The 24938-nt window shown below is 44.3% G+C and carries 30 protein-coding genes and 1 pseudogene; 4 read left to right on the top strand and 27 right to left on the bottom strand.

Going from position 1 to position 24938, the window contains the following annotated elements; genetic code table 11:
* The first annotated feature begins 99 nt into the window (after positions 1–99).
* A pseudogene (locus AC0C66_RS04445) lies at positions 100–337 on the top strand (hypothetical protein).
* Here AC0C66_RS04445 and AC0C66_RS04450 read toward each other — a convergent pair.
* Positions 280–486, bottom strand: a complete 207-nt coding sequence (locus tag AC0C66_RS04450) for a zinc ribbon domain-containing protein (protein WP_003223929.1) — start codon at positions 484–486, stop codon at positions 280–282. The pseudogene AC0C66_RS04445 and the gene AC0C66_RS04450 sit on opposite strands and share 58 nt — an antisense overlap.
* Before the next feature lie 303 nt (positions 487–789).
* Here AC0C66_RS04450 and AC0C66_RS04455 point away from each other — a divergent pair, with 303 nt between their 5' ends.
* Positions 790–1002, top strand: coding sequence for a spore germination protein (locus AC0C66_RS04455; protein WP_072183501.1), 213 nt, complete (start codon positions 790–792; stop codon positions 1000–1002).
* A gap of 153 nt (positions 1003–1155) precedes the next feature.
* Here the strand turns inward: AC0C66_RS04455 and AC0C66_RS04460 are convergent, their stop codons facing one another.
* Positions 1156–1587, bottom strand: coding sequence for a peptidylprolyl isomerase (locus AC0C66_RS04460; RefSeq protein WP_003223931.1), 432 nt, complete (start codon positions 1585–1587; stop codon positions 1156–1158).
* A 255-nt stretch (positions 1588–1842) separates the two neighbouring features.
* On the opposite strand from AC0C66_RS04460, the gene AC0C66_RS04465 reads away from it, so the two are divergent.
* A complete protein-coding gene (locus AC0C66_RS04465; protein WP_014114262.1) occupies positions 1843–2715 on the top strand; it encodes a DUF1002 domain-containing protein in 873 nt (290 codons plus the stop codon).
* Positions 2716–2743: 28 nt separating this feature from the next.
* Here the strand turns inward: AC0C66_RS04465 and lysA are convergent, their stop codons facing one another.
* The 23 genes from lysA to ansA form a co-directional block, all read right to left on the bottom strand.
* Entirely contained in the window at positions 2744–4063 is a 1320-nt protein-coding gene (gene lysA / locus AC0C66_RS04470; protein WP_072183508.1) for a diaminopimelate decarboxylase, read from the bottom strand.
* A gap of 106 nt (positions 4064–4169) precedes the next feature.
* Positions 4170–5651 carry a spore germination protein gene (locus tag AC0C66_RS04475; RefSeq protein WP_041520989.1) on the bottom strand — a complete coding sequence of 494 codons (1482 nt, stop codon included), beginning with the start codon at positions 5649–5651 and terminating at the stop codon, positions 4170–4172.
* A complete protein-coding gene (gene spoVAEA, locus AC0C66_RS04480) occupies positions 5596–6210 on the bottom strand; it encodes a stage V sporulation protein SpoVABEA (protein WP_072183502.1) in 615 nt (204 codons plus the stop codon). The genes AC0C66_RS04475 and spoVAEA overlap by 56 nt, the downstream gene beginning before the upstream one ends.
* Before the next feature lie 7 nt (positions 6211–6217).
* Positions 6218–6568, bottom strand: a complete 351-nt coding sequence (gene spoVAE, locus AC0C66_RS04485) for a stage V sporulation protein AE (RefSeq protein WP_003236718.1) — start codon at positions 6566–6568, stop codon at positions 6218–6220.
* Between the two features lies 1 nt (position 6569).
* A complete protein-coding gene (gene spoVAD / locus AC0C66_RS04490) occupies positions 6570–7586 on the bottom strand; it encodes a stage V sporulation protein AD (RefSeq protein WP_014114264.1) in 1017 nt (338 codons plus the stop codon).
* A 12-nt stretch (positions 7587–7598) separates the two neighbouring features.
* Complete coding sequence (spoVAC, locus tag AC0C66_RS04495; RefSeq protein WP_014114265.1) at positions 7599–8051, bottom strand: stage V sporulation protein AC; 453 nt, start codon at positions 8049–8051, stop codon at positions 7599–7601.
* A 12-nt stretch (positions 8052–8063) separates the two neighbouring features.
* Entirely contained in the window at positions 8064–8489 is a 426-nt protein-coding gene (spoVAB, locus tag AC0C66_RS04500; RefSeq protein WP_014114266.1) for a stage V sporulation protein SpoVAB, read from the bottom strand.
* Positions 8479–9099 carry a stage V sporulation protein SpoVAA gene (spoVAA, locus tag AC0C66_RS04505; RefSeq protein WP_003223950.1) on the bottom strand — a complete coding sequence of 207 codons (621 nt, stop codon included), beginning with the start codon at positions 9097–9099 and terminating at the stop codon, positions 8479–8481. Before spoVAA ends, spoVAB begins: the two co-directional genes overlap by 11 nt.
* 126 nt (positions 9100–9225) lie before the next feature.
* Positions 9226–9993: an RNA polymerase sporulation sigma factor SigF gene (gene sigF / locus AC0C66_RS04510; RefSeq protein WP_472973499.1), complete on the bottom strand. Its 768-nt coding sequence runs from the start codon at positions 9991–9993 to the stop codon at positions 9226–9228.
* 11 nt (positions 9994–10004) lie between these two features.
* Positions 10005–10445 carry an anti-sigma F factor gene (spoIIAB, locus tag AC0C66_RS04515; RefSeq protein ID WP_003223955.1) on the bottom strand — a complete coding sequence of 147 codons (441 nt, stop codon included), beginning with the start codon at positions 10443–10445 and terminating at the stop codon, positions 10005–10007.
* The gene (gene spoIIAA / locus AC0C66_RS04520) at positions 10442–10795 is read right to left on the bottom strand and encodes an anti-sigma F factor antagonist (protein ID WP_003223957.1); all 354 of its coding nucleotides are present in this window, start codon (positions 10793–10795) and stop codon (positions 10442–10444) included. Before spoIIAA ends, spoIIAB begins: the two co-directional genes overlap by 4 nt.
* A 95-nt stretch (positions 10796–10890) precedes the next feature.
* Positions 10891–12060, bottom strand: coding sequence for a D-alanyl-D-alanine carboxypeptidase DacF (dacF, locus tag AC0C66_RS04525; RefSeq protein WP_041520991.1), 1170 nt, complete (start codon positions 12058–12060; stop codon positions 10891–10893).
* Positions 12061–12219: 159 nt separating this feature from the next.
* Positions 12220–13035 (bottom strand): purine nucleoside phosphorylase I, inosine and guanosine-specific, encoded by an 816-nt coding sequence (locus AC0C66_RS04530; RefSeq protein WP_014114270.1) that lies wholly within the window; start codon positions 13033–13035, stop codon positions 12220–12222.
* Positions 13036–13047: 12 nt separating this feature from the next.
* Positions 13048–14232, bottom strand: coding sequence for a phosphopentomutase (deoB, locus tag AC0C66_RS04535; RefSeq protein WP_472973500.1), 1185 nt, complete (start codon positions 14230–14232; stop codon positions 13048–13050).
* Between the two features lie 162 nt (positions 14233–14394).
* Positions 14395–15285, bottom strand: a complete 891-nt coding sequence (xerD, locus tag AC0C66_RS04540) for a site-specific tyrosine recombinase XerD (RefSeq protein ID WP_472973501.1) — start codon at positions 15283–15285, stop codon at positions 14395–14397.
* 7 nt (positions 15286–15292) lie between these two features.
* A complete protein-coding gene (locus AC0C66_RS04545; protein WP_003223970.1) occupies positions 15293–15520 on the bottom strand; it encodes a YqzK family protein in 228 nt (75 codons plus the stop codon).
* 124 nt (positions 15521–15644) lie between these two features.
* Positions 15645–16094, bottom strand: coding sequence for a ferric iron uptake transcriptional regulator (gene fur / locus AC0C66_RS04550; RefSeq protein ID WP_003223972.1), 450 nt, complete (start codon positions 16092–16094; stop codon positions 15645–15647).
* Positions 16095–16206: 112 nt separating this feature from the next.
* A complete protein-coding gene (gene spoIIM / locus AC0C66_RS04555) occupies positions 16207–16851 on the bottom strand; it encodes a stage II sporulation protein M (protein WP_472973502.1) in 645 nt (214 codons plus the stop codon).
* Between the two features lie 101 nt (positions 16852–16952).
* Positions 16953–17168: a hypothetical protein gene (locus AC0C66_RS04560; protein WP_072183676.1), complete on the bottom strand. Its 216-nt coding sequence runs from the start codon at positions 17166–17168 to the stop codon at positions 16953–16955.
* A 101-nt stretch (positions 17169–17269) separates the two neighbouring features.
* Positions 17270–18589 (bottom strand): NAD-dependent malic enzyme, encoded by a 1320-nt coding sequence (locus AC0C66_RS04565; protein WP_072183677.1) that lies wholly within the window; start codon positions 18587–18589, stop codon positions 17270–17272.
* A 17-nt stretch (positions 18590–18606) separates the two neighbouring features.
* Positions 18607–20013 (bottom strand): malate-H+/Na+-lactate antiporter MleN, encoded by a 1407-nt coding sequence (mleN, locus tag AC0C66_RS04570; protein WP_061187604.1) that lies wholly within the window; start codon positions 20011–20013, stop codon positions 18607–18609.
* A 142-nt stretch (positions 20014–20155) separates the two neighbouring features.
* Positions 20156–21583 (bottom strand): aspartate ammonia-lyase, encoded by a 1428-nt coding sequence (gene aspA / locus AC0C66_RS04575; protein WP_014114276.1) that lies wholly within the window; start codon positions 21581–21583, stop codon positions 20156–20158.
* Positions 21584–21628: 45 nt separating this feature from the next.
* Positions 21629–22618: an asparaginase gene (ansA, locus tag AC0C66_RS04580; protein ID WP_003223983.1), complete on the bottom strand. Its 990-nt coding sequence runs from the start codon at positions 22616–22618 to the stop codon at positions 21629–21631.
* Positions 22619–22799: 181 nt separating this feature from the next.
* On the opposite strand from ansA, the gene ansR reads away from it, so the two are divergent.
* The gene (ansR, locus tag AC0C66_RS04585; protein ID WP_014114278.1) at positions 22800–23150 is read left to right on the top strand and encodes an HTH-type transcriptional regulator AnsR; all 351 of its coding nucleotides are present in this window, start codon (positions 22800–22802) and stop codon (positions 23148–23150) included.
* Positions 23151–23158: 8 nt separating this feature from the next.
* On the opposite strand, the gene AC0C66_RS04590 is transcribed toward ansR, so the two are convergent.
* A complete protein-coding gene (locus AC0C66_RS04590; RefSeq protein WP_061187603.1) occupies positions 23159–24322 on the bottom strand; it encodes a TIGR00375 family protein in 1164 nt (387 codons plus the stop codon).
* Positions 24319–24876: an ADP-ribose pyrophosphatase gene (gene nudF, locus AC0C66_RS04595; RefSeq protein WP_088679261.1), complete on the bottom strand. Its 558-nt coding sequence runs from the start codon at positions 24874–24876 to the stop codon at positions 24319–24321. The genes AC0C66_RS04590 and nudF overlap by 4 nt, the downstream gene beginning before the upstream one ends.
* Positions 24877–24938 lie beyond the last annotated feature (62 nt).

Consider the following 24938-nt stretch of genomic DNA (forward strand, 5'->3'; position numbering starts at 1 on the left):
GAAATAATCGCATAGTTCAGAAGCGATGGGCTCGCAAGAAAGAGAGTACTCGTATGCTAAATCTTTAGATCGTATATAAGTCATGAGGTTACGGGCAGTCTGTTCATCTACTGCATTCCATTGATCGCCCAGTCCATGATACCCATGGTGCTTGACAAAATGATTCACGTCATGAAGGTTACTGGAATGTTTGCGGCAGCCTATTTCACAGGTGACATAACCGGCATCCCGTTTTGCTTTCATGATATGTTTAAAATCATTGAAGCCCGAAAACATGGATCAGCCTCCAAAAAACAAATCCAATATATTGCCGGCGGTTGAAGATTCTTTATTATAAAACTCTGAATATCCGCAATTCTTACAGTACACCACAAGAAAACGGTTGTGCTGCACATCAAACAACTTCGATAATCCCGTGCCGGTTGTGGCTATTTCTTTTTGTCCCGCTTCAGTACTTCCGCATTTTATACAGCCTTTGTTGTTCATAACGCCAAGCTCCTTTTCATAACATCACGTTTGTTTTGATTCATTTTACTACAAAATCCCATTTTCAATGAACCATGTAACTTTAAAGTTTTCTTAATTTTATATATGAAGTCCACAGAAATAAAAGCCAATTCTGCCTGCTTGACTTGACGTGACTGGCTAAAAAAGATGCAATGATTGAAGAATCTACCCCTTTTTTTCGACATCATATAAAAGATAAGTATTTTTACCAATAAGTTTACGCTTATTGACTCTAGCAATAATACATATAAAAAATAGTGAATTTGAAAGGAGACTCCGTAAATGATTGATTATCCTATTAATATAAACAACGTTTCCGGGAACAGTGTAGTAAACGTAGGCGGTGCTTTTACGATCAGACCATTAACTGTGTCCAAATCTGTGTTTGGTTCCGGCGGCTCGAATACGGGAATTGTCATTGAAAACAATTTTGTAAGCCAATCCAAAATGATTAACAGTCAATTTTCCGATCAGAATGTGACTAAAATATTGTAATTCCTGTCTGCTTTTAAGTGAGACAAAACTCTCCTCTTTAACCGGATAAATGTCTTTTTGTTCACCGCCTCTAGCACTCAGGCGGTTTTCTATTGGATCATTTTTTGCAAATAAAAAAGCTTCCCCGAGATGGGAAAGCCTTCTGCCTGCCTATTAGCCTTCTACACGAACTTCTTTCATGACGTCGCCATTAGACATGTTTTTCGCGAATTCTAATCCGCTTGTTACTTTACCGAATACAGTGTGAACACCGTTCAAATGAGGCTGCGGCTCATGGACGATGAAAAATTGGCTGCCGCCAGTGTCTTTTCCAGCGTGTGCCATAGAAAGTGCGCCCGCTTCATGTGTATGCGGGTTTCCTTCTGTTTCACATTTGATTGTGTATCCCGGACCGCCTGTGCCAGTTCCGTGAGGGCAGCCGCCTTGGCTCACGAAGCCTGGAATCACTCGGTGGAATGTAAGCCCGTCATAAAAGCCTTCGTTCGCAAGCTTTTCAAAGTTTGCGACAGTACCCGGTGCAGCTTCGGGATAAAGTTCAAATTCAATTTTGTTACCGTCTTCTAATAAAAAGTAACCTGTTTTCAATTGTATGCCTACTTTCTTTATTTTAATTTTCAAAGGAGATTATGTATGATAGGTTATAGCCTGTCTCTCCTTGTCGCGGCTATTATACCACACCTTTCGGGGGAAAACGAATCTCCCGGCTTTACAAAAAAATAAAAATGAAACCTGGATCTCTTTATCTCCGTCTAACCTAACGGAACTGTATTTTCACCATGATTCAGGTCCTCGCAAAGCAGCTCTATAGCTGCTTGTGAAATTGAAGGAGGTCAAACTGCTTTGAAAAAAATATGGATTGGAATGCTGGCGGCGGCCGTTTTGCTGCTGACGATTCCAAAAGTCAGTCTCGCGGATGCCGCAGTTGGAGATGTCATTGTAACACTGGGTGCTGATTTATCAGAATCTGATAAACAAAAAGTGCTTGATGAAATGAATGTCCCTGATAATGCCACAACGGTAACTGTGACCAATAAGGAAGAACATGAATATTTAGGAAAATATATATCGAGCGCTCAAATCGGATCAAGAGCGATTTCTTCATCATCGATAACCATTGCCAAAAAAGGCTCTGGACTGAATGTTGAAACACATAATATCAGCGGCATTACAGATGAAATGTACCTGAATGCGCTGATGACTGCCGGTGTTAAAGATGCGAAGGTGTATGTTACAGCACCGTTTGAAGTATCCGGGACTGCGGCTTTAACTGGATTGATTAAGGCGTATGAAGTTTCTTCTGATGAAGCGATCTCGGAAGATGTTAAGCAAGTAGCCAACCAAGAGCTTGTTACGACATCAGAGCTTGGAGACAAAATCGGTAACGAAAATGCAGCTGCGCTGATTGCAAAAATCAAAGAAGAGTTTGCTAAAAACGGTGTGCCTGACAATAAAGCTGACATTGAAAAACAAGTGGACGATGCAGCTTCTGATTTAAACGTCACACTTACAGACAGCCAAAAAGATCAGCTTGTCTCCCTATTCAATAAAATGAAAAATGTTGACATCGACTGGGGACAGGTCGGTGACCAGCTTGATAAAGCGAAAGATAAGATTACGAAATTCATAGAATCAGATGAGGGCAAAAACTTCATCCAGAAAGTCATTGATTTCTTCGTATCTATCTGGAATGCGATTGTTTCTATATTCAAATAAGAAAAAGCGCCGAGAAATCGGCGCTTTTTTATTGCTTTACACTCGTTTTAAAGGGCAGGTCAAGTTTCACAATATCCTCGTATGTTTCTCGCTTCACGACTAAGTGATCCTCGCCATTTTCTACAAATACAACGGCAGGTCTCGGAATTCGATTGTAATTGTTGGCCATGCTGTATCCGTAAGCGCCTGTACAAAAAACAGCAAGAAGATCGCCTTCTTTTACTTCCGGCAGGTCAATATCCCAAATCAGCATATCGCCGCTTTCACAGCACTTTCCGGCAATCGAAACCGTTTTGTCATGCGCTTCTCCGATACGGTTGGCTGTCGCAGCTTCATACTTAGCCTGATAAAGTGCAGGACGAATATTGTCGTTCATGCCTCCGTCTACAGCTACATACTGGCGGACGCCCGGCACTTCTTTTTGAGAACCAACCGTATAAAGGGTTGTGCCCGCGTCTCCCACGAGAGAGCGTCCCGGTTCGATCCAAATTTCCGGAATGTTAAAACCGTAACGGGCAGCATTTTCTTTCACAGCTTCGATAATTTTTTCAACGTATTCAGTTGCGTGGAGCGGTTCATCGTCTTCCGTATAACGGATGCCAAAACCTCCTCCAAGATTCAATACCTTGGATACAAACGAATATGATTCTCTCCACTCGTCCAGTTTTTTGAAGATTTTTTCCGCGGCTAACACAAAACCGGCCGTATCAAAAATTTGCGAACCGATATGGCAATGGACACCGAGCAGCTGAATGTGTTCTGATTGCAATACTTGCTCAATCGCCCGTTCAGTTTGTCCGTTATGAAGGTCGAAACCGAACTTTGAATCTTCCTGACCAGTTGTAATGTAGTCATGCGTATGCGCTTCTACTCCGGGTGTGATCCGAAGAAGAACATCGATGGAATGTCCCGTTTCTTCACATAGGTCTTCCAAAAGCGAAATTTCATAGAAATTATCCACCACAATGCAGCCGATGCGATGCTCAAGTGCCATCCGCAGTTCTTCCCTGCTCTTGTTATTCCCATGAAAGTGAATGCGTTCTGCCGGAAAGCCTGCGGCAACAGCTGTATAAAGCTCTCCCCCGGACACAACATCTAAAGAAAGTCCCTCTTCCTCAGCGAGCTGAATCATTGCAACTGATGAGAACGCTTTGCTCGCATATGCCACCTGTGCTTTCAGCCCTGCAGTAATAAATGCCTGCTTAAAGCTTTTAGCACGCTCACGTATTAAAGCCACATCATATACGTAAAGAGGTGTACCATATTTTTCTGCTAAATAGAGAGCGTCCACACCTCCGATTTCTAAATGCCCATGTTGATTTTGTCTGCTTGTGCCATGTAAGAACAATGTCATTCCCTCTTTCTCCGCTTATGGGTGAAAAGGACAGTTTTATGGGCTGTCCCTTCATAATTAAGACATACATTATCATACTCTTCAGGCAGTTTCAATGCGATTATGAATTGGTAGGCTGTCTTAAGCGATTTCTTGGGTGAACGATACTTGGTCTTACTTTTGCACCAGGTTTTGCTGTACGGATCAGCACCTGCCACAGTGCCTTGCCGTTAAAGGGAATCAGCGGCCACAAGTACGGTGTCTGGAGAGATTTGATGCTGGCCATGGCAATAATTAACACTGTAAATCCGATAACGAGCCCTTTTACATGAAATATAGCAACGAGTATCATGAGAGTGAGACGGCCCATTTTGTTTGCCAAACTTAATTCATAACTAGGCGTGGCAAAGGTTCCAATTGCTGCAAGTGAAACGTAAAGAATAACCTCTGGCGAAAACAGGCCGACCTCAATGGCAATTTGTCCGATCAGCACAGCGGCAATGATACCCATCGCCGTAGATAAAGCTGTCGGGGTATGAATGGCAGCCATTCTGAGAAACTCGACCCCTAAATCAGCTAAGAATATCTGCAGGATGATCGGAATATGCGTATTCTTATTCAAACCAATAAATTCCATATTCTCAGGAAGCAGGTCCGGCTGCAGGACAAAGAGAAACCAAATCGGAAGAAATATAGTGGATGCAATGATACCGAAGAATCTTACCCATCTTAAAAAAGTGCCGACTGCAGGCGCCTGCCTGTATTCTTCAGCATGCTGAACATGGTGGAACAAAGTCGTCGGGGTGATAATCACGCTCGGTGATGTATCAACCATAATGATGACATGGCCTTCAAGTACATGATTAGCCGCCACATCCGGCCTTTCTGTATAGCGGACGAGCGGGTACGGGTTGTAGCTTTGTTTAATGATAAATTCCTCTACTGTTTTGTCTGCCATTGTTAATCCGTCAACATCAATGGCAGCAATTTCTTTTTCCACGATGTCAACCAGATCCGGATCTGCAATATCTTCTATATAACAAATACTCAGGTCCGTTTTTGATCGCTCGCCAACCTTTGTCATCTTGATGCGAAGACGTTCGTCTCTGATCCGCCGTCTGAGAAGCGCCGTATTGACGACGATGTTCTCAACAAATCCGTCTCTGGCTCCCCTGACCACCTTTTCTGTATCAGGCTCTTCCGGATTTCTGCCCGGATAGCTTCTGACATCAATAATAAATGCGAAGCCTGCGCCTTCAACAATGACTGCAACTAATCCGGACAGCACTTGGTCAGTTGTTTCATCCAGCGTTTTTACTTTTTCAACCTGGGCATTAAGAAGCCTGTTTTCGACAATATCAACCAGATTATCTGGATCCTCATCCCGATTGTTAATGAAAACAAGTTCTCTCATTAAATGAATGATATAAGCGGTGTCGGATAATCCATTCAGATAGTAAAGCTGTATTTCCTTGTCTAAGATATTAAGCTTGCGAACCCCCACATCATAGCTAATTCCCATTCCGACCCGATTTTTAAAATACGCTTCATTTTTGGCTGGATCTCGATAAACCCGGATTTTCTCTTCCTTTTGGTCCGGCATGATACCCGCTCCTTTCTAAAATAAACTCGACCGCTTTCATGGTGATTGGTGACCCTTTTGAGATATCGTCTTTTCTGCCCATTTTGCCGATATCCCCGATACCGACAATAAGCGGGAGATCAAGTTTATCAAGGCAATAGACAGTATCTCCGCTCATTCTGTGTTCATCAAATTCCCTTTCTCCGACTTTATCCACGCCGTATTCTGTTATTTCTCCATTGCGGTCAATGCTTACATCAACTCTGGTCCATTCTGCCTGATGGGTTTTTGACGCGACCGCAATCACACCGAGCACTTCAATTGACGGATGGGTGGCGACATAGGTAAGAGCGGCTTCTCCCGGACCCTCTCCTTGAAGGCCCGAGTCGTCAAACATGACAAAGACAGGATCATACGGTGCAGAGGTGATCAGCTTGACAAGCTCCGCGCCGCTGCGGATGGAAGGGTTGCCTTTTGATTGTGAAATACATCGGCCTCCCACTTGGCTTGCGGCGTATTCAATTGTTTTAGCGGCATACACGTCCCCGTCTGTTACCAGTATGACCTTTCGCTTTGTCATGTTGACATTATCCTTTCGGTTTGAAAATAACAGCTACGAGAAAGGCGAAGAGAATGGCGGCTGAGATACCGGCAGATGTCAGCTCAAAAATCCCCATGCCGATCCCGATAAATCCGTGTATATGCGCCTGATGCATGGCACCATGCAGAAGACTGTGGCCAAAGCTGACGATCGGAACAGTGGCGCCCCCTCCGGCAAATTCAATAAATTTATCGTAAATGCCGAAACCATCTAAAATCGCCCCTATAACGACAAAGGACGTCATGACGTGGGCTGGCGTCAATTTAAATACGTCTAACAGCAGCTGGCCAACAATACAAATGGCCCCGCCGCATACAAAAGCCAAAAGGTAATCCATGTTAAGATGCACCTCCTGCACGCTCAAATACAACCCCGTGGGCGATGGTCGGGATGGTTTCTTTTTGCTGGACCATTGTCGGGCTTAACAGCGCCCCGGTCGCCACGACAAATACACGGTTTAATTTTCCTTCTCTCAGCTGCTTAAAAATGTGAGAGTAAGTAACGACCGCTGAACATGCGCAGCCGCTCCCTCCGGCAAAGACCTGCTGATCCGGCGTATAAACCAGAAGCCCGCAATCATCATGCTTTGTGCCGACCGGATAGCCATCTTCTTTTAAGATGTCTTTTACGATGGGAGATCCGACGCCGGATAGGTCACCTGTCAGGATCAGATCATAGTCATCCGCTGTCCGGTTGAGGTCTTTAAAGTGCTGCTTAATCGTATCAGCTGCAGCCGGAGCCATGGCCGATCCCATATCAAACGGATCTGTAATTCCTAAGTCAGAAACCTTTCCGACAGTCGCGCTTGTGATTTGGATATCACCCGGTGTCTGGCTGATGACAACTGCTCCGCTTCCGGTGACAGTAGAGGTGGCAGTGTCCGGTTTTTGGCCTCCGTATTCTGTGGGATAGCGAAACTGTCTTTCCGCTGTGGCATTATGACTGCTGGTGGCAGCGAGCGCCCTCTTCGCAAACCCGCCGTCAACTAGGGCTGATGCGACAGCCACTGTTTCCATTGATGTTGAACAGGCGCCAAACATACAAAGAAACGGAATGTTCAAGTGTCTTGCCACATAGTTGGCCGTCACGTTTTGATTCAGCAAGTCGCCTGCCAGCAATAGATCAATATCATCTTTTGTCAGATTATTTTTTTGAAGCGCTGAAGTAATAGCATCTTCCATTAACTGGCGTTCAGCCATTTCCCAGCTTTTTTGATTACAGTGCATCTCGTCATAGGTTTTATCATATAAAGAGCCGAGCGGCCCGTCTTTTTCCTTTGGTCCGGCTGCCGTTCCCGCCGAGTTGACAAATAAGGGATGTTCAAATACCCAGGTTTGCTTTCCTGTTAATTTCATTTTCTTCTCCTCCTATGACATCAGTTTCTCAAAAGCAAACCGAATCATTCCGACGATGTAAGCAGCCACAACACCAAAAACGATGACATTTCCCGCCAGTTTAAACATGTTTGTCGCTACTCCGAGCACAAACCCTTCGCTTTTATATTCAAGAGCCGCGCTTGCCATGCTGTTGGCGAAACCTGTGACCGGTACAGCTGAACCGGCGCCTGCAAACTGTCCGATTCTGTCATAGATACCGAACCCGGTCAGCAGGGCTGAAATTAATATCAGTGTTGCCGCCGTTGGATTTCCCGCTGTTTTTTCATTAAAATCAAAAAAATGGATATAAAAATTCTGCAGACCTTGCCCGATCGCACAGATCAGACCGCCTACCAGAAAGGCTTTTACACAGTTCCAGACGTAAGGCGGCTTAGGCTGATATGTTTTCACTTTTGATTTGTAGTTTTCTTTTATGTTTGTCATCTTGAAACCTCCTTATGAATGATCAATAAAATACAGCCAGTGAAATAAAGATCCCGCGATTTTCCCAATCACGATGGCCATTAAGAGAATAATGATTTTACTTCTGAGTCCGATTCGTTTTGCTAAAATCGGCAAGACATTTAAAACCTCTGTAAGGGCAGCTGCAAGCATCCCGACAAACAAACCTGCCAGCAGCCCGACCGGCACGGCAATCCATTTTGTTAAAAAAAGATGGTTCATATGAAGCGTCTCCCATCCCCCGCATACCGCGCCAAGAATAACAGCCGCTTCATAAGCTTGAACAAATCTCATCGTTTTGGTGAGCTGCATCAGCCGCGGAATGATTCCCATTACGGTTAAAAAAGCAACGAAGCCAGCCCCTACCGTGATGCCTCCGCCGAGCCCGACAAAAATAATGAACAATACACTAACGATCATGCAAGTCCTTTATTGTTTCTTGATTCTCATGCATGGCCACATATTGGTCGAGATCAAGCTGGTAGTTAAACATCTCAACCTCCAGCGGGCTGGGCTCTTCATTAAGGCGCTTTTTAAATATGTGGTTAAAAAACACAATCATCCCCAGTCCCAAACCGATGCTGTATGGGATTTGAAGCAAATATGGATAGTCATTTCTCTCTCCGGTTATGATTTCATATAGTGCGATATGAACATCTCTCATGCTTACATCCTCATGAAAGTTCATAATGGCAAGACACGATCCGATAAACAGAAGCAGCCAGACACCGATAAACAGAACCGTTGATAACTGCCGTTTCCGATACTGAATTTCAACAATGGTTTCTGCTCCTCCTACCGTTTGAACATCAAGTGTCGGATCTTGTAAATGAATGGCTTTGAGGACTTGTATGATATCCAGAATTACAATATTTTTATCTTTTTCGCTCACCTGATAAAGCGGCATAGCCGACAGTTTTTTTTTCAACTGAAGCTGTCCTTCAATTTGCGCGGCATCTCCAACCGTGATGATATCTCCCGGATGGGCCAGCACCCTGTGGCGAAGTCGGATAAATATACGTCGTTCCATCATTGATCACCATCTTTCGGTGGTTATATATGTAGTATGTGGTTCGATTTTGTTCTCATTCATCCGCTCGAAAAGACCATAAATTACCATGCTTTTGCACACAAAAAAGCTAGCCTGCATTGCAGACTAGCTATCCGTATGATCCATTTGAACCTTGATCTGTTTTAATATTTTCTTTTCAAGCCTGGAAACCTGAACTTGAGAGATCCCAAGCCGCTCAGCCACCTCGGACTGCGTCTGGTCTTTATAATATCTGAGATAGACGATTAGTTTTTCCCTTTCCTCCAAATCGCTGATCGCTTCTTTCAGCGCAATCTTCTCAAACCATTTTTCTTCTGAGGTGTCAGCGATTTGATCAAGCAGGGTAATCGGATCTCCGTCATTCTCATAAACGGTTTCGTGGATCGAAGACGGAGCCCTTACCGCCTCTTGGGCGAGTACGACATCTTCTGCTTCAATTTCCAAATGGTCGGCGATCTCCTGCACCGTCGGCACTCTGCCTAGTGTTTTTGAAAGCTCATCCTTCGCGCGCCGGATTTTGTTTCCGAGCTCTTTTAATGACCTTGACACCTTTACGGTTCCGTCATCACGAATAAAACGCTGGATTTCACCGATAATCATTGGCACTGCATACGTTGAAAAACGCACATCATAGGTTAAATCAAATTTGTCCACAGATTTTAACAGCCCGATGCAGCCGATCTGAAAGAGATCGTCAGGCTCGTATCCTCTGTTTAAAAACCGCTGTACGACAGACCAAACAAGACGCATGTTTTTTTCTATGAGGAGGTCTCTTGCCTGCTGGTCGCCATCTTGGCTTTGTTTGATTAATTCCTTTACTTCATGATCCTTCAGCTGAGCGTTTTTGCCGTTTTTCTTAACCTCCACATCCATAACAAATCTCCTTAATTACAAAGCGCTTTGCTTTTTGATAAGTGCTTTGTTAAGCGAATCGTTGTGCCCATCTCAGGTGATGAATCGATACTGACATCATCCATGAAATTCTCCATAATAGTAAAGCCCATTCCAGAACGCTCAAGCTCAGGCTTAGTCGTGAATAAAGGCTGGCGGGCTTCTTCAAGATCTGTAATGCCCCTGCCTTCATCACGAATGGTCATATATACGACATGATCTTCCAGCGTCACTGAAATGTAAACTTTTCCGTCACAGTTCTCTTCATATCCATGGATAATAGCATTCGTCACAGCCTCTGACACGACTGTTTTGATTTCGGTCAGTTCGTCCATTGTCGGGTCAAGCTGGGCAATAAACGAAGCAACTGTGACACGGGCGAACGATTCATTCTGGCTGAGGGCGGAAAATTCAAGATGCATTTCGTTTTTCATGATGCCACCCCCAGCGTCAGCAGCGCCTGCTGCTCAGATTGTTCAAAACGGATAATTTTAAACAGACCCGACATATCAAACAACCGCTTCACCGCAGGAGAGATAGCGCAAACGACCATTTCACCGCCAATTTGCTTAATTTGCTTGTATCTTCCTAAAATGACGCCAAGCCCCGAGCTGTCCATAAAGGAAAGGTCCTCCAGATTCAGCACGATATGGCGAATATCATCCTTCTCCAATGATTGAGTCACTTTTTGTTTCAGGGTTTCAGCCGTATGGTGATCGAGTTCGCCTGTTAATCGAATACAAAGCACAGATTCTTTGACATGCATGTCAATTCCAAGGCTCATGCTCATTCCTCCTTGATATGATCGGATAATGAGTGTTTCGATTTCGACGGAATGAATTCCTTCACCGTGACAAAACTAGTGATCATTCGGCATAATTATTTAAATTTTGTCCAGTCTCCCATCGTCCGCTTCAAGAATGTTATGAACCCGGCTTTCTTCATATCTTCTTTAGCAGCAACAGGACTTTCAGCGAGCACTTCTCCATCCTTTTTCAGAACGAGTGTCCCAAGCTCTTGGCCTTTTTGAACAGGTGCACTTACATTGTCATTCAATTTGATTTCTTTTTTTACATTTTTCATATCCTCGCCTTTTTTCGTCAATATTGAAATCGGCTCAGAAGTAGTGAGTTCGATAAATTTTTGTTTGCCTTTTTTGACCTTTACTTTTGCTACTATTTCATTTCGTTTATATAAAGGATGTGTTTCATATTGACTAAAAGCGAAATCAAGCATCTTTGTCACTTGCGCGTTTCTATCTTTAGGTGTGCTCGCTCCGAACACAACCGCAATGGCCCGCATGTTTCCTTTTTTAGCTGAAGCTGTCAGACAATATTTGGCCTCTCCTGTATAGCCTGTTTTTACACCGTCTACGCCAGGATAAAATTTGATAAGCCGATTCGTATTGACAAGCCAAAACTTTTTATCTGTATTTTCGCGCAAATAGTCTTCATACGTGCCGGTAAACTTCGTTATTGATTCGTATTTCAATAATTCCTTAGCCATGATTGCCATGTCATACGCAGAGCTGTAGTGTCCTTCCTCGGTCAGTCCGGTCGGGTTTTTGAAGGATGTATTTTTCAAGCCCAGCTCTTTTGCTTTTTTGTTCATTTTCTTCACAAATTCTTCTTCAGAGCCGGAAATGAATTCAGCCATCGCAACGGAAGCGTCATTTCCCGATGCGATTGCGATGCCTTTCAGCATTTCTTTGACAGTCATTTCCTCACCGGGTTCAAGGAAAATCTGCGAGCCTCCCATTGAAGCCGCGTGCTCGCTCGTACGGACCTTATCACTCATTTTGATTTTGCCTTCATCTAAAGCTTCCATAATTAAAAGCATCGTCATAATTTTCGTCATGCTTGCAGGCGCCAGTCTCTCATTACTGTTCTTGTTGTAAAGCACTTTTCCCGTGTCACGTTCTATCAGCACCGCAGACTTCGCTTCATGAGCAAGCTCCGATGTGCCTTTTCCGTCTTGTTTTGCAAATGCAGACGGTGCAAATGTAAGTAGCATTATACCAATCAACAAAGTGGATAAAAGACGTTTCATCTCAAAAGCCCTCCATTTCATAATCCTTTTTATTTTTTCCAAGCCGGATGGTTTTATACGCCACTGATGGAAAATGTTTCGTATCTTTTTTGGGCATAAAAAAAGACAGCTGCGTCATATCAGACACAGCTGTCTTTTGATCTTGCTATCACTCCATTTTTATTCGTACTGAGCGACGACTGCTTTTACAAGCTGCAAGAATCCTGCTTTTACTTTTTCCGTCACTTCCATTACTTCATCGTGACTTAAAGGCTGATCCAGAATTCCGGCTGCCGCGTTAGAGATGCAGGAAATGCCAAGGACACGCATTCCTGCATGATTCGCCACAATGACTTCCGGAACAGTAGACATGCCGACTGCGTCAGAACCCATTGTTCTTAAGAAACGGACTTCTGCCGGTGTTTCGTAAGATGGTCCTGTCACAGCGGTATACACGCCTTTTTGAATTGGAATGTTAAGGTCTTTCGCAATTTTTTCAGCCAAGCTAGAAAGGTCTTTGTCATAGGCTGAAGACATATCTGGAAATCTGGCGCCGAAATCGGCTTCATTTGGCCCGATCAGCGGGTTTGTTCCCATAAAGTTGATATGGTCAGTAATGATCATTAAGTCTCCCGCACGGAATTCAGTGTTGACACCGCCAGCGGCATTTGTCACGATCAATGCTTCCACGCCGAGCGCTTTCATCACGCGTACAGGGAAAGTGACTTTCTCCATTGAATAGCCTTCATAAAAATGAAAACGGCCCTGCATAGCTATGACGGAAACTCCTTCAAGGGTGCCAAGCACAAGCTGGCCAGCATGTCCCTCAACAGTGGATACCGGGAATTCAGGTATGTCTTCATATTTCAGCTTGACCGGATTTTCGATTTCATCCGCCAAAATACCAAGACCTGAGCCTAAAATAAGGCCGATCTTCGGAGATTCCGGCAGGTTTTTCTTAATAAAAGCGGCTGCGCGTTCGATTCTGTCTTTCAAGAAACAGTCCCCCTATTGTAATAAAGATAAAAAGCTTTTCCCGTATTTCGGTTTATTCGTTTGGAAATTATCAGCGATCGTTGCACCGATATCAGCAAATGTATCTGCAAGCGGCAGCATTTGCGCTTTCTTATGTTTTTTGCTGTAAGCAAGAATCGGCACGTGCTCGCGTGTATGGTCTGTCCCGTGATGAATCGGATCATTGCCGTGGTCAGCTGTAATGATTAACAGATCGTCTTCTTTCATTTTCTCAAACACTTCCGGAAGACGTGCATCAAATTCTTCAAGCGCACGCCCGTAGCCCTCTGGGTCACGGCGATGTCCGAATAAAGCGTCAAAATCAACAAGGTTCGCAAAGCTCAGACCAGTAAAGTCTTCTCCCAGCGTATCGATCACCTTGTCCATTCCGTCCATATTGGAAACTGTTCTCCGTGAAGATGTAATGCCTTCTCCGTCATAAATATCAGAGATTTTTCCGATTGAGATCACATCTAAGCCGCTGTCTTTCAATTCATTCATGACAGTGCGGTCAAACGGCTTAAGCGCATAGTCATGACGGTTTGGTGTCCGTTTAAATTGTCCCGGCTCTCCGACGAACGGCCGTGCGATAATGCGGCCTACCATATACTTCGGATCAAGCGTCAGCTCTCTCGCCGTTTCACAAATGCGGTACAGCTCTTCAAGCGGCACAACCTCTTCGTGAGCGGCAATTTGCAGAACAGAGTCAGCAGATGTGTATACAATTAAAGCCCCTGTCTCCATGTGCTCCTGGCCAAGTTCATCCAAAATCGCTGTGCCGGAAGCCGGCTTATTTCCGATAATTTTGCGTCCAGATCTCTTTTCCAGCTCCTGAAGCAGTTCATCAGGAAAGCCTTCCGGGAACACTTTAAACGGTTTATCAATATACAAGCCCATGATCTCCCAATGGCCAGTCATGGTATCTTTACCGTTAGACGCTTCTTGCATTTTTCCAAAATACGCAAGCGGATGTTCTGTTTTTTCTACACCTTTGATATCTCCGATGAGACCAAGGCCGAGTTTTGCCATATTCGGCATATGTAATCCATTCATATGCTCGGCAATATGCCCGAGCGTATTGGCGCCTTCGTCATTAAAGTCAGCGGCATCCGGCGCTTCGCCGATTCCGACTGAGTCCATCACAATTAAAAACACACGATTATATTTGTATGCAGGCATCTCCTGAAAGCCTCCTTTTTTTCTATACGTCTATTGTATCGCTAAGAGGTCAGACAACTCAAGTATAAACCGTTTTCATTCCCGTTGACAATGCATTCGGAAATAATGAGAAACTTCAATATTTTCTGTCGCCCTAAACAAAAAAGCCGCAGCCACCTGCGGCTAGGCGCGCGGATGAAACTGCTTGTACACATCCTTCAGCCTTGTTTTCGTCACATGCGTATAAATTTGCGTCGTGGATATATCCGCATGGCCGAGCATTTCCTGCACCGCTCTAAGATCAGCACCGTTCTCAAGCAGATGGGTCGCAAAGGAATGCCTGAGGGTATGCGGGGTCAACTCTTTTTTGATCCCAGCTTCCAGCGCGATTTTCTTCAGGTTTTTCCAAAATCCCTGGCGGCTGATCTGTTTGCCGTGATGATTTAAAAAGAGAGCGTCAGACACATTGTTCTTTAACAGTTTTCCCCTGGCTTTTGTCATATATTCCTCAATAGCGGAAGCGGCAGCTTCACCGATTGGCACAATCCGTTCTTTTCTTCCTTTCCCAAAGCAGCGGACAAAACCCATGGATAAATGAACATCTGCCGTTTTCAATTCAATCATCTCACTGACTCGTATGCCTGTCGCATAAAGCAGCTCCAGCATTGCTTTATCCCGATAGCCGAAAGGGCTTGTCAGCTTAGGCGTGTCCAATAATCGCTCGACCTCATTGAGCGCGAGCACCTTCGGAAGCGCCCGTTCGGTCTTTTGTGTTTCGATATGAACGGAAGGATCCTTGTCCGTCACCTTTTCCCTGAGCAGAAATTGGTGAAAAGAGCGAATCGATGCCAAATGCCGCGCCGATGTCTTGCCGGATTTCCCCGAGTCCTTCAAGTGCTTTAAATATTGGATAATATGTATGCGGGTTATGTGATTCCAATCTGTAACATGAAGGGTTTCTGTTAAATAGAGAGAATAGCTTTTCAAGTCACGTTCATAGGATACCACCGTGTTTTGGGAAAGCCCTCTCTCTACCATGACGTAGTGGATGAAATCCTTTATTTGATCTTTCACTCTTGATCTACTCCCCGTTTTGGTAAAAAAAGATCAACCGGTCGAACCATCCGCCTTTTTCATCCTGATCCATTTCAACAACTTTTACAGCGGAGCCTTCCGGTTTATCGTACCGATGATAGTTTTCATACTCTTGATTCACCCATATCATAGCATAATAGAACAGAGCGGTAAAACCGGTAAACAGGATGAAAACTTTCAATGCATCGAGAGCTGTTTTTAGGAATCTTCCCATGTCCTAATCGATCCTTTCCCTATGGTTCCAGTTATTTAAACCATATGCCAAATCAGAAAGGTTTTATACATAGAAACAGCAAAAAACCCTTTCCCCATGAGAAAAGGTTCGCGCTCGGCACCGTTTATTCAGTTTCTTTTCCGTTACAGCGGTGGCATATGCCGTGAAACGTCAATCTATGATCTTTAATCTTAAATTTCCAATCACGTTCAATGATTTCTTCCACGTCTTCAAGCAAATCTTCTTCAATTTCATCAACGGCTCCGCACTCCATGCACACCAAGTGGTGATGAAAGTGAGCTGCGCCCTCTTTCCGAAGGTCGTAACGGGACACGCCGTCTCCAAAGTTAATTTTATCAACGACTTTTAATTCAGTTAATAATTCAAGCGTACGGTATACTGTTGCGAGACCGATCTCAGGAGATTTCTCTTTTACGAGGAGGTATACATCTTCTGCGCTTAAATGGTCTTCTTCGTTTTCAAGCAGCACTCTTACTGTCGCTTCACGCTGAGGCGTAAGTTTGTAGCTGGATGAGTGCAGTTGTTTCTTAATTCGATCAATACGGTTTTCCATGTCTTTCCCTCCTACGCCGCATTCCATGACTCATTATAACAAAATACGCGCAGAGTTCCAACTATAATTATTATAAACTGATAAATAAAACGATTTTCTCTTAATAATCATTTTAAAAAAGTCTCGATGTAAGCTTTTCCATTAAAACTGGAGATAAATATGCTTCAAAGAGTGATGAGATCAGCGCTAAAAACAGAATGACCAGAAGCACAAAGGCATACCGCCCGAACCACTGAATCGGCGCGTCATGAAGGGTTCGTTTCACGAACAGCTGCTTGATTAACTTTAAAGAAAACGCAATCGCACACGTGCCCATAATGAGATAAGCCGGAATCAGCAGCACATTTTGGGGCAAAACGGAGACAAAGGATAAGAAAAAACCGCTGACTCCCATCTGATTGACAAGGAACCCGACAGTAAAGCCGACGACGATGCCTTTTAGAAAGATCATGATAAAAATAATCGGCATCCCAATAACGGAAATTCCCAATATCCACATCAACCCTAAATACTTTGCATTATGAAAGATACTTTGCCCAAACATATCAGATGAACTTGCCTGTTTTCCATCCGAAAGCTGTCCGAAAAATTGGCTTAAATAGTAGTATAAATCTTCTTTCTGGCTGATGGTCATGCTGTTGACAATAATCGCGCCAAAGATGACACCCATGAAAAACAGGACTGAGACAAATATATAAAGAGAGAGATGATCTTTGACATGTCGGAGAAACATGTCCTTATAAGAGATTTTTCGCATACCGTTTCCTCCCGCCCGCTCTAGTGATTTGATTTAATAGATTGTATGAAAGAAACGGAAAAACATGCCCTTTTTCAAAAAAGAAACGATAGAGAAGAATGCTAGGCGGCTTTTTGGAGCACAAAAAAATCCTTATCATCAACTGCCGTATGATCATAAGGATTCTTATGCTTCCGTTTATTCAAAATCTCTTTTTTGCTTTTTGCCATTCTTTCATGTGTGCTGAACGATGGTGTACTGCCTCTTGATAATATGACGTCACGTCCGCCATTTCTAAGCAGATGCTCCCGCTTCTTTTTCGCTCGGCTTTTTGCCATTCTGATCACTCCCTTATTTATTTTCACAACAATTATAGCAAAGATCATCATATGATGAGAAAAAACAGCACCTGTTTAAGCCAGGTGCTGTTTTCCTTCATTTATTTTACTGCGGTAAGAGCGGCGTGCTCAACCGCAGCTGCTACCATATGATGGACTTTTGAATCAAGCGGCTGAGGGACTACATCGCCTTGTTTTGTGCAGGCTGCGATGGCCTCTGCTGCTGCGACAAGCATATCATGATTAATCTCCTTGCTTTTTGCGTTGAGCGCTCCTCTGAAAATCCCCGGGAAACCGAGTACATTATTAACAGAACGCCCGTCAGCGGCATAAGCGGCGCCAGCCTGCAGCGCGGCCTCCGGCTCAATTTCCGGCTTCGGATTCGATAAAGCCAAAATCACCTGGCCAGAACGCACAAATGCTGGTTTAATTAACCCCGGAACGCCCGTTGTGGCAACGACAATGTCACACGTTTCCATGAGCTTCTCAATGCTGGCAACTGCCTGTCCGCCGTATTGTTCGAGACGGTTCATTGCTGCCTCTGATTTGTCTGTTCCGTACACTGCTTTCACGCCGTAGGCCATAAACATCCGGCAGATGGCAACGCCTGCTGCGCCCAGGCCGATTTGTCCCACTTTCGCTTCTTTCAGGTCAACACCCGCACTCCTGCATGCCGAGATGGCAGCTGCCAGCGTGACAACAGCTGTACCGTGCTGATCATCATGCATAACAGGGATGTTCAGCTCCTCTTTTAGGCGGTCCTCGATTTCGAAGCAATGCGGCGAGCCGATATCTTCAAGCAGGATGCCGTTAAAACCCGGAGAAATATGCTTTACCGTTTTGATGATTTCTTCAGGATCACTCGTATCCAGCAATATCGGAATACCGCTAATACCCGCCAGCTGATCAAACAGAGCAGCCTTTCCTTCCATGACAGGCATGCCTGCCACAGAGCCAATATTCCCAAGACCGAGAATTGCCGTTCCATCCGTTACAATCGCCACAGAATTGCTGATCGTTGTATAAATAGACGCTTTTTCAGGTTCTTTTTCGATCAGCCTGCACACGTCTGCTACACCTGGTGTATAGACACGTCCGAGCTCTGCCAGTGAGCGGATCGGCATTTTGCTTTTCATTTGGATTTTTCCGCCTTCATGTGCGGACAGGACTTCATCAGATACGGTGTGAAGCCTGATCCCTTCTCCCAAGGCCTGTACAGCCGCGATCACTTCCTGAAGCTGTTCTTCATTCTCCACTTGAACGGTAATATTCCGCATTGTGTAATTGGGTCCGACTTTTACCGTCTCCACTTCACCAATATCCCCGCCCAGAAGGCCGATTGCCGTAGCTACCCTTCCAAGATTTCCGGGAACCGAAGGCGTTTCGATCATCAGTGTCCGAATCATGTGTTTCGCTATCATTCAGTGATCCTCCCCTATTAGCCTAGTTTTTCGGCTTTAACTGTATTGTTTTTCGTATACCATATAAATTTTCCTGTATAACCATAGATAATAGCAAGACCTATTGCAACAAAACTGAGCCACATAAACGGCAGATAAGAGAAGGTAGAAACTCCTAGTATCCCCGCCATGTAAATACCGTTATCAGACCAAGGAACCATACCTGAAGTTAATGTTCCTCCGACCTCTGAATTACGGGATAGCACTCTTCTGTCGAGATTTAATCGATCATAGCTGTTTTCCATAATCTTCGGTGTCAAAATAAGAGAAACATACATCGCACAGCCGAAAATGTTCGCTAAAAACGCTACAATCAGCGTAGATAAAGTGACGTTGCCCGGTGATGTTAATTTCTTTTCAAACATAGAGACGATCACTTTTAAGACGCCAAGCTTTTCAAGCAGTCCGCCAAATCCGAGACCAAAGATAATGACGACAAGGGAACCGAGCATTCCAACGATGCCTCCGCGATTTAACAGGCCGTTCAAGAATTCAACATCTGTTTTAATCGAGAATCCGTTGTAGGCAGTTGCAATCGCATCCGCTGGATTCATGCCTTGGAAAACAACAGCCCAGACAGCGCCAAGCAAAGCGCCAATTACGATAACCGGCATTGACGGCTTTTTCATCGCCAATAAGATAATCACGACAACAGCTGGGATCAGCATCCAAATATGAATGTCAAACGTATTTTGCAGAGATGATTTCAAGAATTCAACTTTATCAAGGTCAATATTTTTCCCGCCGTACATAAAGCCGGTAATTGTAAATAAAATTGCTGTAATCACATATGCTGGCACAGATAAAAAGAGCATTGCTCTGACATGATCTAAGACATCCACTTTTGATAGCGAAGAAGCCAGAACTGTGCTGTCAGACAGAGGAGACAGCTTGTCCCCGAAATAAGCGCCTGATAGAATAGCTCCAGCTACAAGAGGAAGCGGAAGGCCTAATCCCTCTCCAATTGCAATCATGGCAATGCCGGCAGTTCCGACTGTTCCCCATGACGTTCCTGTTGCTACAGACATAATTGAACAAATAATTAACGTTGCAAGTAAAAAGATGCTAGGGTGAATAAATTCTAAACCATAGTAAATCAGAGTCGGTACAATCCCTCCGGCGATCCATGTTCCAATAAGTGCTCCTACTGAAACAAGAATCAGAACGGCTTCAAGACCGTTTGATATTCCATTCAGGATGGCATTTTGCATATCTTTATAAGAATAACCGAGTCTGATTCCGAGAATCATTGCGATAAACCAGGAAATGAAGAGCGCGAGCTGTATCGGCAAGTCTAAAAAGACTGTAAACGACATGACAAGTGCTAAAAATGATCCTAGGACAATAATAATTTCGAATAGTGTTGGCAGTCTTACATCCTTCAAAAGAAGTCCCCCTTCATGTAAAAAGCTAAAACGCTTTCAATAAATAGTGCAACACGTATACTATACTTCCTCATCCCTATGTTGTAAACAGCTTATTCATCCGGGCTATACGGAGATGAATAAGCTGTATTTTGTTTAAATTTTATTTTTCTAATAGTTCTTTCCCTGCAATACCTGGTTTTGTCATCTCATATGGGTTTAGAATAAGATCTAACTCTTCTTCTGTCAGCACATCATGCTGCAGGCATAGATCACGGACTGATTGGCCTGTCATTATTGCTTCCCGGGCAATCCGGGCTGCCGCTTCATACCCAAGGTGCGGATTGACTGCAGTGATCACTCCTGCGCTTTTTTCCACGTATTGTTTCAAGCGTTTTTCGTTGGCTTCGATGCCTTTTAAGCAATAGTCAGTGAACGAACGGAAGCCGTTGTTCATGATGCTGATGGATTGAAGCAAGTTAAAGACAAGCACTGGCTCCATGACGTTCAATTCAAGCTGGCCGGCTTCTGAAGCAAGGCAGATTGTATTATCGTTTCCAATGACCTGGAATGCAATTTGGTTGATTAGCTCGGCCATAACCGGATTGACTTTCCCCGGCATAATGGATGATCCCGGCTGACGTGCTGGCAGAGAAATTTCCGCAAGTCCGGCGCGCGGGCCTGATGCCATCAAGCGAAGGTCGTTTGCAATCTTAGACATGTTCATCATGCAGACCTTTAATGAAGCCGATACCTCTGTATAGGCATCTGTATTTTGTGTCGCATCAACGAGATGATCAGCTCCGACAAGGGGAAGACCGCTGATATCAGCAAGGTGCTTTACAACCTGTTTGATATATTCAGGATCGGCGTTCAGGCCTGTACCTACAGCAGTTGCGCCCATGTTGACTTCATACAGGTGCTGGCGTGATTGCTTGATCCGTTTGATATCACGCTCCAGAACACGGCTATACGCTTCGAATTCCTGGCCAAGACGAATCGGAACAGCGTCTTGAAGGTGTGTCCGGCCCATTTTAATAACAGAATCAAATTCCTGTGCTTTTTGTTTGAACACACTATGCATATCTTCCATTGTTTTCAGCAGTTTTTCCAACAGCTTCAATGTAGAAATATGAATAGCGGTCGGGAATACATCGTTTGTAGACTGTGACATATTCACATGTGTGTTTGGGCTTAAATGGATATAGTCTCCCTTTTTATGTCCCATGATTTCAAGCGCCCGGTTTCCGATAACCTCATTCGCATTCATGTTCATAGAAGTTCCGGCACCGCCCTGAATCGGATCGACGATAAACTGATCGTGCCATTTGCCTTCCAGAATCTCGTCAGCTGCTTGTACGATAGCTTGGCCAATTCCTTCATACAGCCGTTTCACGTCCATGTTGGCAAGAGCCGCAGCTTTTTTTACAATCGCCAGCGCGTTAATCATTTCTTCATGGATCTTGTATCCCGTAATCGGGAAGTTTTCAGAAGCACGGAGCGTCTGGATTCCGTAATAAACATCAGCTTCAATTTGTTTTTCTCCAAGGAAGTCTTTTTCCACGCGGTATTCTTTTTGGCCGTTTAACATAATCTTTAACCCACTTTCTCTTTGTTGGTCATAGTTTCTGTGATTTTACAGGACAACGTCATCAGCAATCGGTGTTTCCATAATTCTCTTGACGACTGGAAGATCCGAAGACTGGCCGAGTGCCCACATCAATTTTGGCACGATTGCTTCTGTGTTCATATTTCTGGATCGGATAATTAAGTCTTGATTGACTCTGCGGCCGACCTCGTAAATGCTCATGTCTTCGCCTTCTTCCAGACATTGAGTTGTGATCACGACGACAATGCCGCTTTCGATCAGTTCATTCACTTTTGACAAAATGTCTCTGCCTTCAAATGGCACTCCCCCGCTGCCATAACTCTCAATGACAATTCCTCTGTACATGCTTTTCAGGGCATCAAACATTTCAGGCTTTAAGCCTGGATGCAGCTTCAGCAGACATACATCAGTGCATAGTGAAGTATCAACTGTGAAGGTGTCGTTCTCAGGTTCCGTTACTTGTTTGTTGTATTCGATCCCGTCTTCATTGATAAAAGCAATATATGGGTAATTGATGCTTTCAAATGCGTCGTAGCTTTTCGTTCTTAATTTGATCGCACGCGTTCCTTGGATGACTCTGCCGTCAAACACAACATAAACGCCGCCCACGCCTTCACAGGCAAAGCGAATCGCGTCTGTAATATTTTTTTTGGCATCAGTTTTTTGGAATGTGATCGGAATCTGCGAGCCGGTGATGACAATTGGCTTTTTGGCATGCTGTAGCATATATGAGAGTGCGGCAGATGTATAGGCCATTGTATCTGTACCGTGTGTAATAACAAATCCGTCATAGGCATCATAATTTTCCTTAACGGCTTCCGCTATTTCCACCCAGTATTCAGGCTGCATATTGGTGCTGTCTATATTCATAAGTGACTGAGTTTCCATCGTGTAATCGTTATCAAGTTTTGATACGTAACTTAATAATTCATCAGCCTTGACTCCGGGAGCCAGCCCATTTTCCCCTTCAACTGAAGCAATCGTTCCCCCAGTTGTCAACATCAATAATTTTTTCATACCATGCACCTCTTCACTGTATCTAAAGATGGGTTGCGAGAAGGCATTCGCTTTTCGCATACTTTTAATGCAATTATAGACACGGAAAAAAAAATACGCAAGACATTATTATTCAATTCGCGTACACTTCCTAATACCTATATGATATAATCAGCTCAAGGTGAAAAAGGAGCGGAAGTTCATGAATCTAGATCGTTTAACTGAATTGAGAAAAAAGAAAAATTGGTCGCTTCAATATACAGCTGACCTTCTGGGTATCGCAAAAAGCACATATGCCGGCTACGAGTCAGGCTACCGCCGGCCTTCGCTTGAGGCACTTGCCATGCTGGCTGACCTCTTTGACACAACCTGCGATGAACTTTTGGGCCGCGAGAAACAAAAGCAGACTGCTCCTCAGACCATTGAATTGACCACGTGGAGCAGCCTTGACTTTAACATTTCTGTTGATGGCAAGCCGCTGAGTGAAGACGAAATCATCCAGCTGATCACCTTTATCCGGACAAAAAGAAAAGTGCAGGAGGAACTTAGTTAATCTTTAACTCACCGTTTAACTTTCCCGTAGGTTCCTCCTCCTCCGGCTTTCAACTCCAGCTTTCCGGATCTCGCTTTTACAATAAGAGCCGCGGTTTTCGGCGGGACAACGCGAGCCAACTCTTCTTCTGCAGCCTCATGAAGAACAGCCATTTCTGTTCCGAAGGCTTTTTTTAGTTTGTCCAGCGTTTTCGGACCGACACCCGGAACAAATTGCAGCGGGATCTGATGAACATATCGCGGACGCGAGACGCGAACTTCAGTCTGATCACTCAATTCACGCAATCTTTCGCTGACTCCCTTAGTAAATCTGGCATTTCCGCAATTCGCGCACGCCGTTTCCCCGCTCACAGCAGGTTCTCCGCACGCTTCGCAAGCCGTCTGATAATATTTCCCCAATAGCGGGTCCAAGCCGTAATTTGCAGTAATTGTCCTTTCACCCTGCCCCCTTAATGCAAGAGCAAATTCAGTAAAATCAGCTGACTGTACATATAGTTCATTATATTCTCTGCCGATTTTGGCTAACGAATGTGCATCAGAATTTGTTAAAAAAGTATACTGATTCAACTCAGATACGTGTGAAGCCATGTCTGTATCACAGCTTAATCCAAGCTCCACCGCATCTATCATAGTGGGATCAAAAACCTCGGTTAAACTTGATTTAACCCCTTTTCCATATAAGCTTTTATGCGGTGTAAAGATATGGGCGGGGATAAACAGCCCGCCCATTTCCTTCACTTTTTTTTGCAGATTCAAGCCCGTTTCATAAATCCGTTGTGAGCTTAAGTGAATATTTTTCAGCCGCGCTGACAGCCAGTTTGAAAACAGCTTCATATCAGCCAGCGTCGGCATAAAGACGAGCACATGGATCGGCCCGCTGCAGGCTTCATCATAAATCTCCAGTTCGCTTCCTAATAAAAGAGTCGTGCTGCGATAACGAATCCCCCCGCCGTCAAGCTCGTGATATCTTCCAGATGAAATGCCTTCCTCAAGCTCTAGGATGACTTCCGGAGAATGACAGTCGATAATACCAAGAAGTTCAATTCCTTTATGTTCACTGGCTTCAACCAAAATTCGGTCTAGCGTTAGCGTTTTGGCGCCTGTTATTTTGACAGCCCTTCCTGTAAAGGTCCGGCCGATATGAATGTGCAAATCCGCGTAAATCTTTTTCATTTTTGTGCTTGGAGCGCTTCTTTCAGCTGAAGATACTGAATCGCATAGGCTGTTTTAGCATCATATACTTCACGCGACTCAACCAGCTTCAGCGCATCTTCAAGCGTCACCTCCATCACTTCAACAAACTCGTCCTCATCAAGCTCCCGTTTTTCTTCGAGTACAGAAAGCTCTTCAGCAAGAAACACGTGGACTATTTCATCAGCAAAGCCGGGCGATGTATAAAACGCAGTGATTTTTGTCAGTTTTTTCGCTGTATACCCCGTTTCCTCTTCAAGCTCCCGAAGTGCCGTGTACTCCGGCTCCTCCCCTTTTTCAAGCTTTCCGGCAGGAATTTCAACGATCGTCCGCTCAAGCGGCTTGCGGAATTGTTTCACCATGATGATTTTCCCTTCATCTGTGACAGCTAATATGGCTACAGCTCCAGGGTGTTTTACAATTTCACGTTTACTCGTTATCCCGTTTGGCAGCTCAACGTCCTCTACATAAAGATCAATGACTTTACCTGAAAAGATCTGTTCTTTGGCAATTGTTTTTTCTTCTAATGATTTCATTTCTTCATCTCCCGTTCTGTCTCTATATGATGCCCCATACATTTTATCATACTAGAAAAAAG

The organism is Bacillus sp. VA13, assembly GCF_055710085.1.

What these genes read in the sequence shown, in the direction of transcription:
- AC0C66_RS04455 (WP_072183501.1), top strand. Translation starts at nt 790, where the DNA reads ATGATTGATTATCCTATTAATATAAACAACGTTTCCGGGAACAGTGTA.
- spoVAEA (WP_072183502.1), bottom strand. Translation starts at nt 6,210, where the DNA reads ATGACAAAGCGAAAGGTCATACTGGTAACAGACGGGGACGTGTATGCC.
- aspA (WP_014114276.1), bottom strand. Translation starts at nt 21,583, where the DNA reads ATGTTAAACGGCCAAAAAGAATACCGCGTGGAAAAAGACTTCCTTGGA.
- ansR (WP_014114278.1), top strand. Translation starts at nt 22,800, where the DNA reads ATGAATCTAGATCGTTTAACTGAATTGAGAAAAAAGAAAAATTGGTCG.
- deoB (WP_472973500.1), bottom strand. Translation starts at nt 14,232, where the DNA reads ATGCCTGCATACAAATATAATCGTGTGTTTTTAATTGTGATGGACTCA.
- AC0C66_RS04545 (WP_003223970.1), bottom strand. Translation starts at nt 15,520, where the DNA reads ATGGGAAGATTCCTAAAAACAGCTCTCGATGCATTGAAAGTTTTCATC.
- AC0C66_RS04590 (WP_061187603.1), bottom strand. Translation starts at nt 24,322, where the DNA reads ATGAAAAAGATTTACGCGGATTTGCACATTCATATCGGCCGGACCTTT.
- spoIIM (WP_472973502.1), bottom strand. Translation starts at nt 16,851, where the DNA reads ATGCGAAAAATCTCTTATAAGGACATGTTTCTCCGACATGTCAAAGAT.
- spoVAD (WP_014114264.1), bottom strand. Translation starts at nt 7,586, where the DNA reads ATGAAATTAACAGGAAAGCAAACCTGGGTATTTGAACATCCCTTATTT.
- spoVAB (WP_014114266.1), bottom strand. Translation starts at nt 8,489, where the DNA reads ATGATCGTTAGTGTATTGTTCATTATTTTTGTCGGGCTCGGCGGAGGC.
- AC0C66_RS04560 (WP_072183676.1), bottom strand. Translation starts at nt 17,168, where the DNA reads ATGGCAAAAAGCCGAGCGAAAAAGAAGCGGGAGCATCTGCTTAGAAAT.
- AC0C66_RS04450 (WP_003223929.1), bottom strand. Translation starts at nt 486, where the DNA reads ATGAACAACAAAGGCTGTATAAAATGCGGAAGTACTGAAGCGGGACAA.
- spoVAC (WP_014114265.1), bottom strand. Translation starts at nt 8,051, where the DNA reads ATGACAAACATAAAAGAAAACTACAAATCAAAAGTGAAAACATATCAG.
- fur (WP_003223972.1), bottom strand. Translation starts at nt 16,094, where the DNA reads ATGGAAAACCGTATTGATCGAATTAAGAAACAACTGCACTCATCCAGC.
- spoIIAB (WP_003223955.1), bottom strand. Translation starts at nt 10,445, where the DNA reads ATGAAAAACGAAATGCATCTTGAATTTTCCGCCCTCAGCCAGAATGAA.
- nudF (WP_088679261.1), bottom strand. Translation starts at nt 24,876, where the DNA reads ATGAAATCATTAGAAGAAAAAACAATTGCCAAAGAACAGATCTTTTCA.
- dacF (WP_041520991.1), bottom strand. Translation starts at nt 12,060, where the DNA reads ATGAAACGTCTTTTATCCACTTTGTTGATTGGTATAATGCTACTTACA.
- ansA (WP_003223983.1), bottom strand. Translation starts at nt 22,618, where the DNA reads ATGAAAAAATTATTGATGTTGACAACTGGGGGAACGATTGCTTCAGTT.
- AC0C66_RS04475 (WP_041520989.1), bottom strand. Translation starts at nt 5,651, where the DNA reads ATGCCGGACCAAAAGGAAGAGAAAATCCGGGTTTATCGAGATCCAGCC.
- spoVAA (WP_003223950.1), bottom strand. Translation starts at nt 9,099, where the DNA reads ATGGAACGACGTATATTTATCCGACTTCGCCACAGGGTGCTGGCCCAT.
- sigF (WP_472973499.1), bottom strand. Translation starts at nt 9,993, where the DNA reads ATGGATGTGGAGGTTAAGAAAAACGGCAAAAACGCTCAGCTGAAGGAT.
- spoIIAA (WP_003223957.1), bottom strand. Translation starts at nt 10,795, where the DNA reads ATGAGCCTTGGAATTGACATGCATGTCAAAGAATCTGTGCTTTGTATT.
- AC0C66_RS04565 (WP_072183677.1), bottom strand. Translation starts at nt 18,589, where the DNA reads ATGATAGCGAAACACATGATTCGGACACTGATGATCGAAACGCCTTCG.
- spoVAE (WP_003236718.1), bottom strand. Translation starts at nt 6,568, where the DNA reads ATGGATTACCTTTTGGCTTTTGTATGCGGCGGGGCCATTTGTATTGTT.